This is a genomic window from Streptomyces sp. NPDC021093 (assembly GCF_044333135.1).
Classification (GTDB): domain Bacteria; phylum Actinomycetota; class Actinomycetes; order Streptomycetales; family Streptomycetaceae; genus Streptomyces.
Genome location: NZ_JBIRQJ010000004.1, coordinates 368414 through 383072, shown reverse-complemented (window position 1 = coordinate 383072; position 14659 = coordinate 368414). Strand labels below are relative to the sequence as shown.

Genomic DNA, 14659 nt, shown 5'->3' with positions numbered 1-14659 from the left:
CGGCATGAGGGATGAAGCTGCGCGCTACGTACGGTTCCAGGGCACCGCCCCACACCCACGTGGCCACTTTCCCGGCGTCTTCGCGCTGGTCAACGGCCTTGCCAGGGACGGGAAACTGACCCCGGAGCAGGAGGTGTTCCGGCGGGCCAACAACGACTGGTACGACGCCGCGTACCCCGAGCCGTCGAGCATCGACCCGAGTGTCTACGACCACTCCGTGAACCCCGGTGCGGTCGCCTGGTTCAAGAGCACCTCGACCGGACTGATCGCGCGCGTTCCCGGATATCTGGAGATCCTGGACGCCCATGGCGTCGAGTGCGTCGAGGTCCGGTCGGCCGGTGCCCCGGGGCGGGTCGTGTACGAGGACGAGTGGCAGGTCGTCGTGGTGCCGACCTGCGGCAAGGGCTGAGGCACTACTTCCGGTTGTAGAGCCGCATCGTCGCCGTCCCGAACGCCACCAGGAACAGTGCCGCCCAGCCCAGCGACCACGCGATGTCCGCGCCCGGCCAGTTGCCCGCCATCAACTCCCTTACGGCGGTTGCCACATGGCTGACCGGGCTGTTGTTCACGAAGGCCTGGAGCCAGCCCGGCATCGTCTTCGGGTCGACGAAGACGTTGGAGAGGAAGGTGAGCGGGAAGATCACCATCATGCTGACGCCCATCACCGACTTCTCGGAGCGCAGCATCAGGCCGAACATCGTCCAGATCCACGAGAAGGCGAACGAGAAGATCATGAGCAGGACGACACCGGCCGCCACGCCCAGCACGCCGCCCTGCGGGCGGTAGCCGATGATCAGGCCCACGGCCAGGATGACCACCGAGGCGATCAGATAGCGGACGACGTCGCCGAGGAGGTAGCCGACCATCGGGGCCGGGCGCCACATCGGGAGGGTGCGGAAGCGGTCGAAGACGCCCTTGGAGATGTCGGTGTTGATGGCCACGCCCGTATACATCGTGATCATGACGATGGACATCACCAGGACGCCGGGGAGGAGGAACTGGATGTAGGAGGAGACGGATCCCGCCAGTGCGCCGCCGAAGAGGTAGGCGTACATCAGGACCATCATGATCGGGAAGGCCGTGACGTCGAAGAGCTGTTCCGGTACGTGCTTGATCTTGAGCATCGCCCGCCAGCCGAAGGTGAACGACGCCGAGAGCGCGCTCGGGCGCGGCGGGCGGTCCTTGGCGACGAGCAGCGCGGCGAGTTCGTCGACCTTGGGGGCTTCGAGGAGGAGTTCGGCGGCGTCCTGCTTGGTCGTGGTGGTCGTCGGTGCCGTACTCATGCCGCGGCCCCCTTCTTGTCCGTGAGGGCCATGAAGACCTCGTCGAGGCTGGGCTGGCCGAGCGCGAAACTGTCGACGGTGATGCCGGAGCGGGCGAGTGCGGCGAGTGCGGCTGCGGCCTGTTCGGCGGCGCCCCTGTCGCTGCTGTGGCCGTCGACCGTTGCCGTCAACGCGACCGGATCCGGGTCGAGTTGGACCGTCGCGTTCATGGATTCGGCGAGGATGCGCTCCGCCTCGGCGCGCTGGTCCGCCTCGCGCAGCCGCAGGTGTACGGAGCCGGAGCCGACCGACGCCTTCAGCTCGCCCTTCGTCCCCTCGGCAATGACCCTGCCGTGGTCGATGACGGCGATGCGCGAGGCCAACTGGTCTGCTTCGTCCAGGTATTGGGTGGTGAGGAGGACCGTGGTGCCCTGCGCGACGACCGCGCGGACGATGTCCCAGACCTGGTTGCGGCTGCGCGGGTCGAGGCCGGTGGTGGGCTCGTCCAGGAAGAGCAGGTCGGGGGTGTTGAGGATGGACGCGGCGATGTCGATGCGGCGCCGCATGCCGCCGGAGTAGTTCTTGACCTGTTTGGCGGACGCCTCGGTCAGACCGAAGGCTTCGAGCAACTGGGCAGCGCGGGAACGGGAGTTGGGCTTCGAGTGGCCGAGCAGACGGGCGAGGAGGATCAGGTTCTCGCTGCCCGTGAGGTCCTCGTCCACGGAGGCGTACTGGCCGGTGAGGCTGACCCGGGAACGTACCGCGTCCGCGTCCTTCACCACGTCCTTGCCGAAGACACGGGCGCTGCCGCCGTCCGGGCGCAGGAGGGTGGCGAGCATCTTGACCGCGGTGGTCTTGCCCGCGCCGTTGGGACCCAGGACGCCGTAGACGGTGCCGGTGGGGACGGAGAGGTCGATGCCGTCGACTGCGCGGTTCTCACCGAACACCTTGACCAGGCCGGTGGTTTCGATCGCGATTTCCGAGGTGGTGGTGGTGACTGGGTGGCTCACGTTCCCGTACCCCTGCTTCTTCGGCACGTGCAGTACAGACAGGTGTTCTACTCCGAGTGCGGGGCATGCGTGGCCCTCGTACCCAACTCGACCGTATCTGAAGGGAGTTGGGTGATGTCGACCAATTTTCCTCCGCCGGGTGGCAGGGAGTGCGCGAGTGGCAGGCCTAGGGTGCGTGCGAGTAGAAGGCGTAGTACGACGCCACGAGCATGCCCGCGAAGAGGGCCAGCGCGTACACCACCGAGGTGAGGATGCTGGCTCCGCCGAGGCTGAAGAGGAAGCCCATCCCCGCCCCGAAGGGCACGGCGAACGAGAGCGCGCGCTGGCCGGGGCCGAGGCGCTTGCCGGCCTTGCCGACGCCGTACGCGATCGCGGTCATGATGACCCCGCACAGCACGCCCAGCCCGACGTTCGCCCAGGTCAGGGGGGAGCTGCCGCGCGCCATGAAGGCGATGTAGACGCCGTAGACAACGCCCAGGGTGAGGGGGATGCCCCAGCTTGCGCGCGAGGCGTGGGCGGTGCCTGAGGTGTGTGAGGTACCTGAGGTGTGTCCGGGTACTCGTGAGGCATGTCCTGGTGCTGCTGCGTGTGCGCCCATCCGACGACTCCTCGGTCCTCGAAGCGACCCCCCTGCTCCCCTCCAGGTCACACCCGTCGGCCGGGACCGGCAAGTGGATCACGGGTGGGCGCGGGGGATCACGGGTGGGCGCGGGGGATCACGGGTGGAGCACGGATCGCCTCACCGTTCCGGCGGCGCCCCGCTCGCGGCCCGCGCGGCGCTGCCCTTGGCTGGGGGCCATGCGCCGATTCCTCCCTCCCCTGCTGCTCGCCCTCGTCGCACTGCTCGTACCGGTGAACGCGGTCGCGGTGTGGGCGGACGCCGGGATCGAGGACACCGGGCGGTACGTCACCACCATGGCGCCGCTGGCCGAAGACCCCGACGTACAGAAAGCGGTCACGGACCGGCTGACCAGCGAGATCATGAAGCAGGTCGACCTCGGTCCGCTGCAGAACGGCGCCGAGCGGCTGCTCGGCGAGGCGGCCCGCTCCTTCGCCGGCACGGATACGTACGACAAGGCGTGGAACACCGTCAGCCGCGTCACCCACGACGCCCTCCGCAACGCCCTCACCGCCGACAAGGGCTCCGGCGACACCGTCGCCCTCGACCTGGCGCCCGTCATCGCCGAGCTGAAACAGCGGCTCACGGACGACGGCGTACCGCTCGCCGGGCGCATCCCGGTCGTCCACACCGACATCACCCTCCTGCGGACCGACCAGCTCGACACCTGGCGCACCGTCTACCACACCCTTGCCCCTACTGCCCGTTGGCTGCCGCCGGTGACCGCGCTGCTGGTGGTGGGCTCGATCCTGCTCGCCGTACGGGGCCGCCGCCTGCTCACCACCGCGCTGGCCGGTCTCGCACTGGTGGCCGGGGCGCTGCTGCTGGCGCTCGCCCTCGCCGTCGCCCACAACCTGGCCCTGACGGACCTCCCGCAGGACGTCGGCCGGGCGGCGGCCGAGGCCGTGTACTCGACGCTCACGGGGGCGCTGCGCACCACGGCGTGGGCAGTGGGGGCCGTGGGGCTCGTGGTGGCTGCGGGGGCCGGGGGAGCGTGGTGGGTGGCGGGGCGGCGGCGGGAGAGCGGTCCGCTGACCCGTTCGGCCCACTCGCCTCGCGATGCAGCGGGCAGCGACGCAAGGTGACGCGCATGAAGATCATCCGTACAGCCAGCGCCGCCGCTCTCGCCGCCCTCCTCGCCCTGACCGTCTCCGCCTGCGGCGAAGACGACAAGTCGAAGGCCTCGGACGTCGTCTCCAACGCCACCCAGAAGGCCGGGGAGGTGGCCGCGAGCGCCACCGCCAAGGCCGGAGAGGTCAAGGAGAAGGCCAAGGAGGCGTACGCGTCCGCCTCTGCCTCCGCCTCGGCCAAGCTCGCCGAGGTCAAGGACGGCACCGACGCCAAGGACGAGGTGAAGCTCGGCGATGTGAAGGCCGAAGGCGACCGCTCCGCCACCGAGGTCACCGCCACCAACAAGCAGACGAAGAACGAGAGTTACCTGGTCCAGGTCAACTTCCGCGACGCGGACGGCAACCTCCTGGACACCGTCGTCGTCACCCTCAAGGACGTCGCGGCGGGCAAGGACGCCACTGCCACCGCGCGCAGCAACCGCACGCTCCAGGGCGACGTCAAGGCGGAGGTCGGGAAGGCGCTGCGGCACTGACTGCGGCCTCACCCCCGCTGAGGGACACTGCGTTCGTCGACGTACGCGAGACGCGGTGAGCAGTAATCGGTGAGGGGAATTCCTTGGACACCCGAGAGGCACGCCTCGACCCGGAACGCCCTGAACACCCCGAACCCGCCGAAGGCCCGGCCCGGCCCGCCGTCACCCACCGGTGGCGGCGGGCCGCCGCATGGGCCGCCGGGCTGCTCGTCGCCGGTACGGGCACGGTCGTCGGATGCCGGGCCGCCGACGTCGACGGCATCACGCCGGTCCCCCAACTCCTGGCGTTCCTCCCGTGGTTGCTGGTCCCGACGGGCGCCGCCCTGCTGCTTGCCGCGTTCGCGCGGCGGCCGGTGCTGATCGGCCTCGCGCTCGTACTGGCGGCCGTGAACGGCTGGTTCCTGCAGCCGTACGGAGACCTGGACACGAGCCGGGGGCCGGTCGTCGCGCAGCTGCGCGTGCTCACCGCGAACGTCGAGTTCGGCGGGGCGACGGACGATCTGATCGCCGCCGTACGCCGCGAGAAGCCGGACCTCGTGTACGTACAGGAGTGCAACCACCCCTGCTCGCGTGCCCTCGCCCGAAAACTCCCGGCGGCCTCGTACCCGTACCGCAAGGTCGTCGAGGCGAGCGGCGCGGAGGGCTCCGCGATCCTCAGCACCCACCCGCTGCGACCGGCCCCCGGAATCGCCTCCGCGCTGGCCATGCCGGGCGCGGTCGCCGTCGTCGGCGGCCGGCAGGTGCGGCTCCAGCTCGCGCATCCGCTGCCGCCGGTGCCCCGGCTCGTGGACCGGTGGGAGAGCGAACTGGGGGCGATCCGGGCGTACGTCGCGGCGGGGAGCGGTCCGACGATCGTGGCGGGGGACTTCAACGCGTCGCAGGACCACGCGGCGTTCCGGCGCGTGCTCGACGCGGGGGCGGGGCTGCGCGACAGCGCGACGCTCGCGGGAGCTTCCCGCACGCCGACCTGGCCCGCGAAGACGGCGCCGCCGCTGGGGGCGCAGATCGACCACGTGCTGGTGAGCAGGGAATTCGGGGTGCGTAACGCGCGCTTCCTGGACTTCACGGGAACCGACCACCGGGCGCTCCTGGTGGAGCTGGAGCTGCACGGGGGCCAGGGAACCTGAGGCCTGAAGCCCGCCGACCCGATTGCCGCCCGCCCGGATGCGGTGCCCGGCTTTCTCGCCCACCCTGGGAGGAGGGCGAGCGAGAGGCGGGCCACCGGATGGACACCCCCGAGATCATCGGCCGGATCGACGAACTGGTCGCAGAGGAACGGGAGTTGCGCAGTCGCGCCGCGGGCACTCCGGGCCTCGACGCCGACGGGAAGGCGCGGCTGAAGGCCGTCGAGGTCCACCTCGACCAGTGCTGGGACCTGCTGCGCCAGCGCCGCGCCAAGTCGGAGTTCGGCGAGAACCCGGACGAGGCGGCAGTCCGTCCGCCCGACGAGGTCGAGGGCTACCTCAGCTGAACGGCCCGCAGGACACCACCGACCCCGGGGACTCCACCGGCCCCGGGGACTCCACCGGCCCCGGGGACACCACCGGCACCACTCCCTCCCGCACGCCCTCGCACGCCCGCCCCCGCGCCACCCTCCTCCCCCCGCCCTGGCTGGTCGCCGGGCTGCGGCCCGCGCCCGCCTCTCCGGGCATTCCCTGGGCCGCCCTGGTCCGTGCCGCCCTCGCGCTCGCCCTGCCGCTCGTCGCAGGGCTGCTTCTCGACCGGGTGGCGTACGGGGCGCTGGTCTCCATGGGGGCGCTCTCCGCCGTCATCGGCGACACCGCCGACGCGTACCGGATGCGGCTGTTCAACATCGCGGTGCCGCAGCTCTTCGGCGCGGTCGGCGTCACCCTCGGCGCGCTCGTCTTCGGCCACGGCTGGGTCGCGGTCGGCGTGCTCACCGCCCTCGCCCTGATCTCCGGAATGATCTCCTCCATCGGCGCGGTGGCCTCCGTCTGCGGACTCCTGCTCCTCCTCAACGCCACCGTCGGCGCGGGCCTGCCGATGCCGGGGCCCTGGTGGCTGGCCCCCGCCCTCCTCACCCTCGGCGGCCTGCTCGTCCTCCTCCTCACGCTCCTCGGCTGGCCCTGGCGCGGCGGTGTTCCGGAGCGCGTCGCGGTCTCGTCCGTGTACCGCGAGGTCGCCGCCCTCCTCGAAGCCGCCGGCACCCCCGACTACGCCGACCGCCGCCAGGCCGTCTCCGCGTCCCTCAACCACTCGTACGACCTGATCCTGGCCCGCCGCACCCGCGAACACGGCCGCCGCGGCACCCTGGTCCGCAGCCTGGCCCAGCTCAACGCCCTGATCCCGCTGCTCGAAGCCGCCCCCGCCGTGCACTTCCAGGGCGGCGCGCTGCCCGCCGAGATCCCCGCGACGGTACGCAACCTCGCCGACGCCATCGAGCACGGCGCCCCGCACACCGCCCGTCCCCCGCTCTGCCCGCGCCCCGCCACCCCGGCCGCCCGCGCCCTCGACGAGGCCCTGCACCACGCCGCGCAGGTCGCCCGCGACGAGGACCCCGACCCGTACAACATCGACGACCGGCTCGGCCGCCCCGCGTCCCTCCGCGTCCGCGTCCGCCGCACCACCCGTAACGTGCTGCGCTCCGGCACCTCCTGGCGCTACGGGCTGCGCCTGGCGACCTGCATCGGGCTCGCCCAGTGCCTGGTCTCCCTCATCGACGTCCCCCGCTCCTACTGGGTGACCCTGACCATCGTGTTCGTCATGAAGCCGGACTTCGGCTCGGTCTTCTCCCGCGCGGTGCTGCGCGCCGTCGGCACCGCGGCCGGCCTGGTCGTCGCGGCGGCCGTCCTCTCGCAGATCCCGCGCGGCTGGTGGGACGTACCGGTGATGGCGGTGCTCGCCGCCCTCATCCCGTTCCTCTCGCAGCGCGGCTACGCCTACCAGACCGCCGCCATCACGCCCGTCATCCTGCTCCTCTCCGACCTCCTCAACCGGCAGGGCTTCGGCCTGATCGCCCCACGGCTCCTCGACTCGCTGATCGGCTGCGGGATCGCGCTGGTGGCGGGCTATCTGCTGTGGCCCGAGAGCTGGGGCACGAGGGTCGGCGACCGCCTCGCCAAGGCGGTGTCCGACACGGCCGACCACGTCGCGCTGGCCTTCCCGGCCGACGCCCGCTCCGCTGCGGACACGGTCGCCCGCGCCCACTCCCGCCGCCGCCTCTACCGCGACCTCATGTCCGTCCGTACGGAGTTCCAGCGCGCCCTGACCGAGCCTCCGCCCATGGGCCGCCGGGCCGCCGCCTGGTGGCCGCTGGTCATCGCGGTCGAGCGCATCGTGGACGCCACGACCGCCGCCCACGTACGCGTCGAGCACGGCGCACCGCCGCCCGCCCCCTCGGACGTGGCGGCCATCGCCGGCCAACTCCGCGCGCTGTCGGAGGGGTTGAGGGGCTCCACCACCCTGGTGTCGGTACGGGCGGACCTGCCGGGCGCCGCGAGCGACGGAGCCGGCCCGGACGACGTGCTCGCCCCACTGCGCCAGGAAGTCCTGGCGGCACGGGCGATCGCGTCCCCCCGGAGGTGAGACCGCGCCCGAGCCGGTCACCCGTAGCCCCCCTGTCGCCCATGCGCCCGGCCGCCCACGGATCGCCCATACGGGGCCCAGCGCATGCGGTCCCCCACGGACACGCTCACCCTTGGCCCCAAGGTCGCAACGGCAGGAAACAGCCAGAACCGGAGGGAGCCGGAGAGAACCAGCAGTAAACCGGCAATAATCGGGCGAGAACCGACAAGAAGCAGCGAGAGAGGCGCACGCAGTGCCAGCAGAGCGACACGAATCAGTGCGGCGTACGGCGGCGGAATCCGGCCGTCGGACGCGGAGAGCCCCCGAGACAGCGGGCCGCACCGTGCCGTCCCGCGCGCGCTTCACGCGATCGGCCCTCGCCGCCGCCCTGACCCTCACCCTCGCCCTCACCGCCTGCGGCGGCAGCGACGACACCCCCACCGCCGCCACCTCCCCCTCCGCACCCCCGGCCTCCCGCAGCACCCAGGCCGCCCCTCCCGTCCCGCCCGTCCCCACGCCCGAGGCCGACTGGGAGGACTGCCCCCTCACCGGCCAGCCGACCCGCGAGTGCACCACGCTGAAGGTGCCGGTGGACGCGGCGAAGCCCGGTTCGGGGACGCTCGAACTGGCGGTGTCACGGCTCCCCGCCACCGACCGCAAACGCCGCGTCGGCGCGCTCGTGATGGACCCGGGCGGCCCCGGCCTCCCCGGTCTCTACACCTCGGCCGCCCTGCTCCCGCCCCAGCTCCGCGCCCTCTACGACATCGTGGGCTTCGACCGGCGCGGCTCCGGGGCGAGCACCCCGGTGGACTGCGGCGAACCGGGCGAGGCGGTCAAGGACCTGGCCCTCACCGACGACCCCGCCAAGGCCACCGCCGCCGACCCCGCCACCCTCACCGCCGTCACCCGCGCATCGACGGCCTACGTCGCCAAGTGCCGTGCCAAGTACGGTGAGTTGACCGCCCACCTGGGCACCCGCGACGCCGCCGCCGACCTGGAGTCCATCCGGCTCGCCCTCGGCGAGGACAAGATCAGCCTGCTCCTGAGCTCGTACGGCACCCTGCTCGGCCAGGAGTACCTGAACAACCACCCCGACCGGGTCCGGGCCGCCGTGCTCGACGGCACCGCCGACCCGGACCGTACGGGCGCACAGATCGCCGTCGACGGCGTCCTCGACCTGGAGACGGCCTCCGGCACCAAGGGCGAGACCCCCGCCGCACAGGCCGCCGCCAAGCTGCGCTCGTACACCGCGGGCTTCCGCGCCTGGTGCACCGTGTCAGGACCCGCCGAGTGCGCACTCGCCCCTGACCCGGACAAGCCACTCGCCCAGGTGGCCGCCAGGACCCCCGACCTGCTCAAGGCGGCCGAGGCGGTCATGGTGGTCCCCTCCGACTGGCCCGGCTTCAGCCGCGCCGTCGCCAGGGCCGCCGACGCCCTCCAGCCCCCCGCGAACACGCCCGGCGGCACGGAAACCCCGGACGCCACCCCCTACGCCGACCTGAAGGCGTACGCCGCCAAGGGCTTCCCGAAGGACGTCGCGGCTGCCACCAAACCCACCCCGCCCACGCTCGCCCTCACCCTCGGCAACCACTGCGCGGACTTCCCCTGGCCGCGCGACACCAAGGAACTCCTCACCCGGCTCACGGACACCGCCCGGCGCGCCGGGAAGGCGGAGAGCGCCCCCTCGCTCGCCTCCGAGTACGTCCCGTGCGCCGCATGGCCCCGCCCCGCCGAGGACCGCGACCCGCTCGGCCCGCTCGGCCCGCTGACCGCGAAGACCGCCCCGCTCCCCCTGATCGTCAACACGGAACACGACCCGCGCACCCCGCTCCCCGGCGCGGAAGCGGTCGCGAAGCGCCTGCCCGGCGCACTCCTCAAGGTGGCCGGCCAGCTCCACGGCACCACCCTCAACGGCAACCCGTGCGTCAACGCCGCCGTCGTCCGCACCCTCGCCGACGGTGCCAAACCCACCAACGGCACCTGCCCCGCGGCCTGACCGCCGACGCCCGCTAACCCACCAGCTTGTCCACCCCGAGCACCACCATCAACAGCCCGAACAGCGTGAACGCCCCCGTGATCGTGATCCCGAAGAGCTGCCCGAACAGCGGCGACCACACCCCGCCGCGCCCCATCACGGTCGCCGTCCGCGCCGGATTCTTCCCGAGCCGGTACCGCACGGTCACCGCCTGCCCCTGCTGCACGAAGAGCGCGTCCTCCTCGAACTCGCAGTACCGCCCGTCCGACGTCGTGAACCCGTACACGTGGTGCGTGTGGCTCCCCCCTTCGGACCCCTCGGTGAAGTACCGCCGCACGCACGTCCCCTCGGCGACCAGCCCGCCGAACATCGACCGGAACCGCCCGACGAGCTGCCACACCAGCCACCCGCAGAGCACCCCGAAGGTCGCCAGCAGGAACACCCCGAACCCCACCATTTCCATGCCGGGCAGCGTAAGCCGCCGCTGACCTGCGGAAACAGCCAGGGGTACGGGGTGCGGGGTACGAGGCGCGGGGTACGGAGCGAGGGCCACGCCGTGCCCCGGTCGCGGCCGTCCCCCGACCGGCCGCGACCCGGGCACGTCGCCGCGCGTCACCGCACGCCGCCGCGGATCGGCGCTACACCCCGATGTCGCGGCCGTCCTTGCGCCAGACCGAGACGACCGACGGGCGGACCATCTTGCCGGGGCCGTCCGGCCATGCCGAGAGCGGCTTCTCCGCGGTGGCGCCGTCGAGCTCGCCCGGGTGCTGGACCGCGACCAGGACGCGGCGGTCCTGGATGAGCGGGCCGCAGGTCTCGGCGCCGGACGGGACGGTGAGGAACTGCTTGAGCTCGCCCCGGCGTTCACCGGCGGTGGCGACGCCGAACAGGCCGTCGTGGGAGCCGAGCTGGTTGCCGTCGGTGGAGATCCACAGGTTGCCGTGGGCGTCGAAGGCGACGTTGTCGGGGCAGGAGATCGGGGAGACCTTGTCCTTGGGGAAGCCCGCGAAGTACGTGGCGGGGTCCTTGGGGTCGCCCGCGACGAGGAAGAGGCGCCAGGAGAAGGAGTCGCCCGCCGGGTCGTCCCAGTGCTCGGCGAGTTCGAGGATCTGGCCGTGCTTGTTGAGGTTGCGCGGGTTGGCCTCGTCGGCGCCGGGCTTGCCGGGCTTGCCGCGGTCGGTGTTGTTGGTGAGGGCGACGTAGACGCGGCCCGTGCGCGGGGAGGGCTCGACGTCCTCCGGGCGGTCCATCTTCGTGGCGCCGACCTTGTCGCCCGCGAGGCGGGTGAAGACGTACACCTCTTCGGCGCTCATGCCCGCGACGTGCGACTTCGAGCCGGTGGCCAGCGGGATCCAGCTGCCGGTGCCGTCGAACTCGCCGTCGTTCGGGTGCTTGCCGGTGCCGTCGATCTCGGCGGCCGGGGAGTCGCCCGTCAGCTTCGCGACGTACAGCGTGCCCTCGTCGAGGAGGGTGAGGTTGTGCTCGCGGGCAGCGCGCGAGTTGCCCTTCTTCATCCGCTTCGACGAGACGAACTTGTAGAGGTAGTCGAAGCGCTCGTCGTCACCCATGTAGACGACGGGACGGCCGTCGTCGGTCAGGCGGGGCTGGGCCGCCTCGTGCTTGAAGCGGCCGAGCGCCGTGCGCTTGCGCGGGGTCGAGTCCGGGTCGTACGGGTCGAGCTCGACGACCCAGCCGTGGCGGTGCGACTCCTGCGGCTCCTGCTTGATGTCGAAGCGCTTGTCGAAACGCTCCCACTTGCGCTCGGTCGCGCCCTTGGTCATGCCGTAGCGCTTGTCCGTGGCGGTGGGGTTGTCGCCCGCGTTGGCGAAGTAGCCGTTGAAGTTCTCCTCGCCGTGCAGCGTGGTGCCCCAGGGGGTCGTACCGCCCGCGCAGTTGGCGAAGGTGCCGAAGACCTTGGTGCCGGTCGGGTCCGCGGACGTACGGAGGAGCTTGGAGCCCGCGGCCGGGCCCGTCAGCTTCATCGGGGTGTTGACCGTGATGCGGCGGTTGAGGTGGTGGCGGGGGACCGCGGTCAGGCCCGCGCCCCGGCGCATCTCCTCGACCACGACGACGCCGAGGCCGTGCGCCGCCCAGGCGATCTCGACCTGCTCGCGGGTCGGGTTCTCCGCGTCGTAGCCCTTGAACATCAGGACTTCGTCCGTGTACTCGTGGTTGGCGACCAGGAGCTGGCGCTCCCGGCTGCCGAACTCGCCGCGCATCGGGAGGAGCGAGAGGAAGTCGTTGTTGTAGCCGAACTGGCCGGCCTGCGCCTTCGCCGTCTGCTTGTCCGGGTCGAAGGCGGGCGCGCCGCGCAGGATCGGGTCGCCCCAGCGGATGACGACGTTCTGCTCGTAACCGGCCGGGATGGTGACCTTGTCGTCCTTGTTGGGGGCGACGGGCGTGAAGCGCAGGCCCTTGGCGCCGGAGGACTTCGTACCGCCGCCGTTGCCGTTGCCCGGACGGTGCCGGTCCGCCGCGACCGCCTCGGACGTGCCGCCGGCCGCGAGCGCGCCGCCCGCCGTCGCGGCGACGGTGACGACCGCTGCCGCGCGCATCATCGAGCGGCGGGACAGCGATCCGGCGATGATGTCGCCCACGTACTCGTTCTCGCTGGTGTTCGGGACTTCCTGGAAGCAGGCGTCACCGCAGCGGTAGCGGCACGTCAGCGCGGAACGTCCGCCGGCGTGCGGCGACGAGTTGAGCAGCGGCAGCAGGTTGCGCACGGGTCGGGTCCCCTCCGATGGTGCGGCCGTGGTGCACAGGATGGAACACCCGACCGATTGGCTTTCGGCCGTGACATTAGGGGGCGCACGGGGCGCACACGGGGCATGCCGGGTGAACGGGGGGTGAAGTCCAGCCGACTGGAAGAACCACCGGCACCGTGACCTCCTTCGGGTCAGTGGGCGGAGGTCGCCGGCACCTGTTCCCCGGCCGGGACCGCAGTCCCCTCGGCCGGAACCGCAGTCCCTTCGGCCGGGGCCGCCGTCTCCGCGACCGGCTCGGCCGACTCGACCTGCTCCGCCGACTTCTTCGGGTCCCGCATCATCAGGAAGGCCACCACCGCGGCCGCCAGCACTCCCGCCGCGCTGACCAGGAACGTCGTCCCCATTCCCGAGGTGAAGGCGTCCCGGGCGGTCCGGGCGAGTGCGCTGTCCCCGGTACGGGCCGCCAGCGCCAGGGCGTCGCTGACGGAGTGCCGCGCCGCGGCCGGGGCGGCGTCCGGCATCGAGGCCGCGTACCCGGCGGTGAGGATCGAGCCGAGGGCGGCGACGCCGAGGGCCGCACCGGCCTGCTGGATGGTGTCGTTCAGCGCGGAGCCGACACCGGCGTGCTCGGCCGGAATCGCACCCATCAGCGCGGTGATCGCGGCGGGCATCGCCAGCCCGGCACCGGCACCGACGGCGACCATGGCGGCGGCGAGGAGCACGAAGCCGTCACCCGGGCTGAGCGTGCCCAGGAGGACGAAGCCACCGGCCAGGACGGTCATGCCGACCGCGGCCATGGCCCGGTTGCCGATCTTCTGGCCGAGCGTCGCGCCGAGACCGTTGAAGACCAGGGCGGCGAGCGCCATCGGGATGAAGGAGGAACCGGCCTCGGTCGGCGAGTAGCCGAGGACGAACTGCACGTACTGGGTGACGATCAGGAGCAGACCGCCGTTGGCGACCTGGACGAGGGTGAGCGAGAGGCTGCCGCCCGCGAAGTTGCGGTCGCGGAAGAGGCGCAGCGGGACCATCGGCTCGTCGGTCTTCAGCTCCCAGCCGACGAAGGCGGCCAGGCCGAGCACGGCGACGGCGAGGGAGATCAGGGTCGGGGTGTGCGAGAGGCCGCCCTTCGGCAGCTCGTTGATCGTCCAGACCAGGGCCACCATGCCGACGACAGAGAGGATCGCACCGACCGGGTCGGCCTTCTTCCAGGGCCCCTTGGACTCCGGCATCAGGAAGACCGCCGCGGCGATGGCGAGGACCGCGACCGGCACGTTGATCAGGAAGACCGCACCCCACGAGAAGTGGGTGACGAGCGCACCGCCGAGCACCGGACCGCCGATCAGGCCGAGCATCGAGACCGAGCCCCACACCGCCATCGCCTTGCGCAGCTCGTCGGCGGCGAAGACGTTCATGAGGATGGAGAGGGTCGACGGCATGACGAGCGCGCCCCCTATCCCCATCACCGTGCGTGCGGCGATGAGTTGGGCCGGGTCGGAGGCGAACGCCCCTGCCAGCGAGGCGAGTCCGAAGAGCCCGAGCCCGACGATCATCACCCGGCGCCGGCCGAACCGGTCGGAGAGGCTTCCCGAGGTGAGCAGAAGTCCGGCGAAGACCAGGATGTAACTCTCCAGCACCCACTGGATGTTCTGCGGACTGGCGCCCAAGTCCTCGGTGAGGGCGGGGACTGCGACGGTCAGCGCCATGTTGTCGATGACCAGCACCAGGGTGGCCAGGCACAGCACCATCAGGATGATCCAGCGGCGCGGGTTGCGCGCCGAACTCGCCGTGTCCGTCGCCGACTTGATCTCTTCCATGACCAACCTCCGTTGTGCGACGCCCCGTTGAAGGCGTTGCGTACGACGTGCTCTCGTTGCGAACACTGTACGCACTGCGCACAGTGTTCGCAACGGGTAAACGGTGTGCGCTACGGTGGGCCGCGGAGAGCAGCCGCGAGCCGCAG

General features: G+C 71.9%; 13 protein-coding genes. 7 read left to right on the top strand and 6 right to left on the bottom strand.

The features are described from left to right. The first annotated feature begins 4 nt into the window (after nt 1–4). The gene (locus ACH4SP_RS14195) at nt 5–409 is read left to right on the top strand and encodes a hypothetical protein (protein WP_398414325.1); all 405 of its coding nucleotides are present in this window, start codon (nt 5–7) and stop codon (nt 407–409) included. 4 nt (nt 410–413) lie between these two features. On the opposite strand, the gene ACH4SP_RS14190 is transcribed toward ACH4SP_RS14195, so the two are convergent. The 3 genes from ACH4SP_RS14190 to ACH4SP_RS14180 all read right to left on the bottom strand — a co-directional run bounded on the left by ACH4SP_RS14190 (nt 414) and on the right by ACH4SP_RS14180 (nt 2870). Then, on the bottom strand, nt 414–1283 hold the full coding sequence (locus ACH4SP_RS14190; RefSeq protein WP_398414323.1) for an ABC transporter permease: 870 nt from the start codon (nt 1281–1283) through the stop codon (nt 414–416). Further along, nucleotides 1280–2272, bottom strand: coding sequence for an ATP-binding cassette domain-containing protein (locus ACH4SP_RS14185; protein ID WP_398414320.1), 993 nt, complete (start codon nt 2270–2272; stop codon nt 1280–1282). Before ACH4SP_RS14185 ends, ACH4SP_RS14190 begins: the two co-directional genes overlap by 4 nt. 166 nt (nt 2273–2438) lie before the next feature. After that, nucleotides 2439–2870 carry a hypothetical protein gene (locus ACH4SP_RS14180; protein ID WP_398414318.1) on the bottom strand — a complete coding sequence of 144 codons (432 nt, stop codon included), beginning with the start codon at nt 2868–2870 and terminating at the stop codon, nt 2439–2441. A gap of 200 nt (nt 2871–3070) precedes the next feature. Between ACH4SP_RS14180 and ACH4SP_RS14175 the strand changes: the two genes are divergently transcribed. From ACH4SP_RS14175 to ACH4SP_RS14150, 6 genes are all read left to right on the top strand, one after another. Continuing rightward, entirely contained in the window at nt 3071–3976 is a 906-nt protein-coding gene (locus ACH4SP_RS14175) for a hypothetical protein (RefSeq protein WP_398414316.1), read from the top strand. A gap of 5 nt (nt 3977–3981) precedes the next feature. Further along, entirely contained in the window at nt 3982–4494 is a 513-nt protein-coding gene (locus tag ACH4SP_RS14170; protein WP_398414314.1) for a hypothetical protein, read from the top strand. Between the two features lie 83 nt (nt 4495–4577). Beyond that, nucleotides 4578–5621 (top strand): endonuclease/exonuclease/phosphatase family protein, encoded by a 1044-nt coding sequence (locus tag ACH4SP_RS14165; protein ID WP_398414312.1) that lies wholly within the window; start codon nt 4578–4580, stop codon nt 5619–5621. Nucleotides 5622–5719: 98 nt separating this feature from the next. Beyond that, on the top strand, nt 5720–5965 hold the full coding sequence (locus tag ACH4SP_RS14160) for a DUF2630 family protein (protein WP_398414309.1): 246 nt from the start codon (nt 5720–5722) through the stop codon (nt 5963–5965). A 278-nt stretch (nt 5966–6243) separates the two neighbouring features. Next, the gene (locus ACH4SP_RS14155; protein WP_398414307.1) at nt 6244–8040 is read left to right on the top strand and encodes an FUSC family protein; all 1797 of its coding nucleotides are present in this window, start codon (nt 6244–6246) and stop codon (nt 8038–8040) included. Between the two features lie 322 nt (nt 8041–8362). Continuing rightward, on the top strand, nt 8363–10015 hold the full coding sequence (locus tag ACH4SP_RS14150) for an alpha/beta hydrolase (RefSeq protein WP_398414304.1): 1653 nt from the start codon (nt 8363–8365) through the stop codon (nt 10013–10015). 13 nt (nt 10016–10028) lie between these two features. Here the strand turns inward: ACH4SP_RS14150 and ACH4SP_RS14145 are convergent, their stop codons facing one another. From ACH4SP_RS14145 to ACH4SP_RS14135, 3 genes are all read right to left on the bottom strand, one after another. Next, the gene (locus ACH4SP_RS14145) at nt 10029–10457 is read right to left on the bottom strand and encodes a hypothetical protein (RefSeq protein WP_398414302.1); all 429 of its coding nucleotides are present in this window, start codon (nt 10455–10457) and stop codon (nt 10029–10031) included. 175 nt (nt 10458–10632) lie between these two features. Beyond that, a complete protein-coding gene (locus ACH4SP_RS14140; RefSeq protein ID WP_398414300.1) occupies nt 10633–12717 on the bottom strand; it encodes a PhoX family protein in 2085 nt (694 codons plus the stop codon). Between the two features lie 173 nt (nt 12718–12890). Then, entirely contained in the window at nt 12891–14513 is a 1623-nt protein-coding gene (locus tag ACH4SP_RS14135; protein WP_398414298.1) for an MFS transporter, read from the bottom strand. Nucleotides 14514–14659: the final 146 nt, after the last annotated feature.

Coding starts and splice junctions, on each gene's coding strand:
- ACH4SP_RS14195 (WP_398414325.1), top strand. CDS start 5: ATGAGGGATGAAGCTGCGCGCTACGTACGGTTCCAGGGCACCGCCCCA.
- ACH4SP_RS14190 (WP_398414323.1), bottom strand. CDS start 1,283: ATGAGTACGGCACCGACGACCACCACGACCAAGCAGGACGCCGCCGAA.
- ACH4SP_RS14180 (WP_398414318.1), bottom strand. CDS start 2,870: ATGGGCGCACACGCAGCAGCACCAGGACATGCCTCACGAGTACCCGGA.
- ACH4SP_RS14175 (WP_398414316.1), top strand. CDS start 3,071: ATGCGCCGATTCCTCCCTCCCCTGCTGCTCGCCCTCGTCGCACTGCTC.
- ACH4SP_RS14170 (WP_398414314.1), top strand. CDS start 3,982: ATGAAGATCATCCGTACAGCCAGCGCCGCCGCTCTCGCCGCCCTCCTC.
- ACH4SP_RS14160 (WP_398414309.1), top strand. CDS start 5,720: ATGGACACCCCCGAGATCATCGGCCGGATCGACGAACTGGTCGCAGAG.
- ACH4SP_RS14155 (WP_398414307.1), top strand. CDS start 6,244: ATGGGGGCGCTCTCCGCCGTCATCGGCGACACCGCCGACGCGTACCGG.
- ACH4SP_RS14145 (WP_398414302.1), bottom strand. CDS start 10,457: ATGGAAATGGTGGGGTTCGGGGTGTTCCTGCTGGCGACCTTCGGGGTG.
- ACH4SP_RS14135 (WP_398414298.1), bottom strand. CDS start 14,513: ATGGAAGAGATCAAGTCGGCGACGGACACGGCGAGTTCGGCGCGCAAC.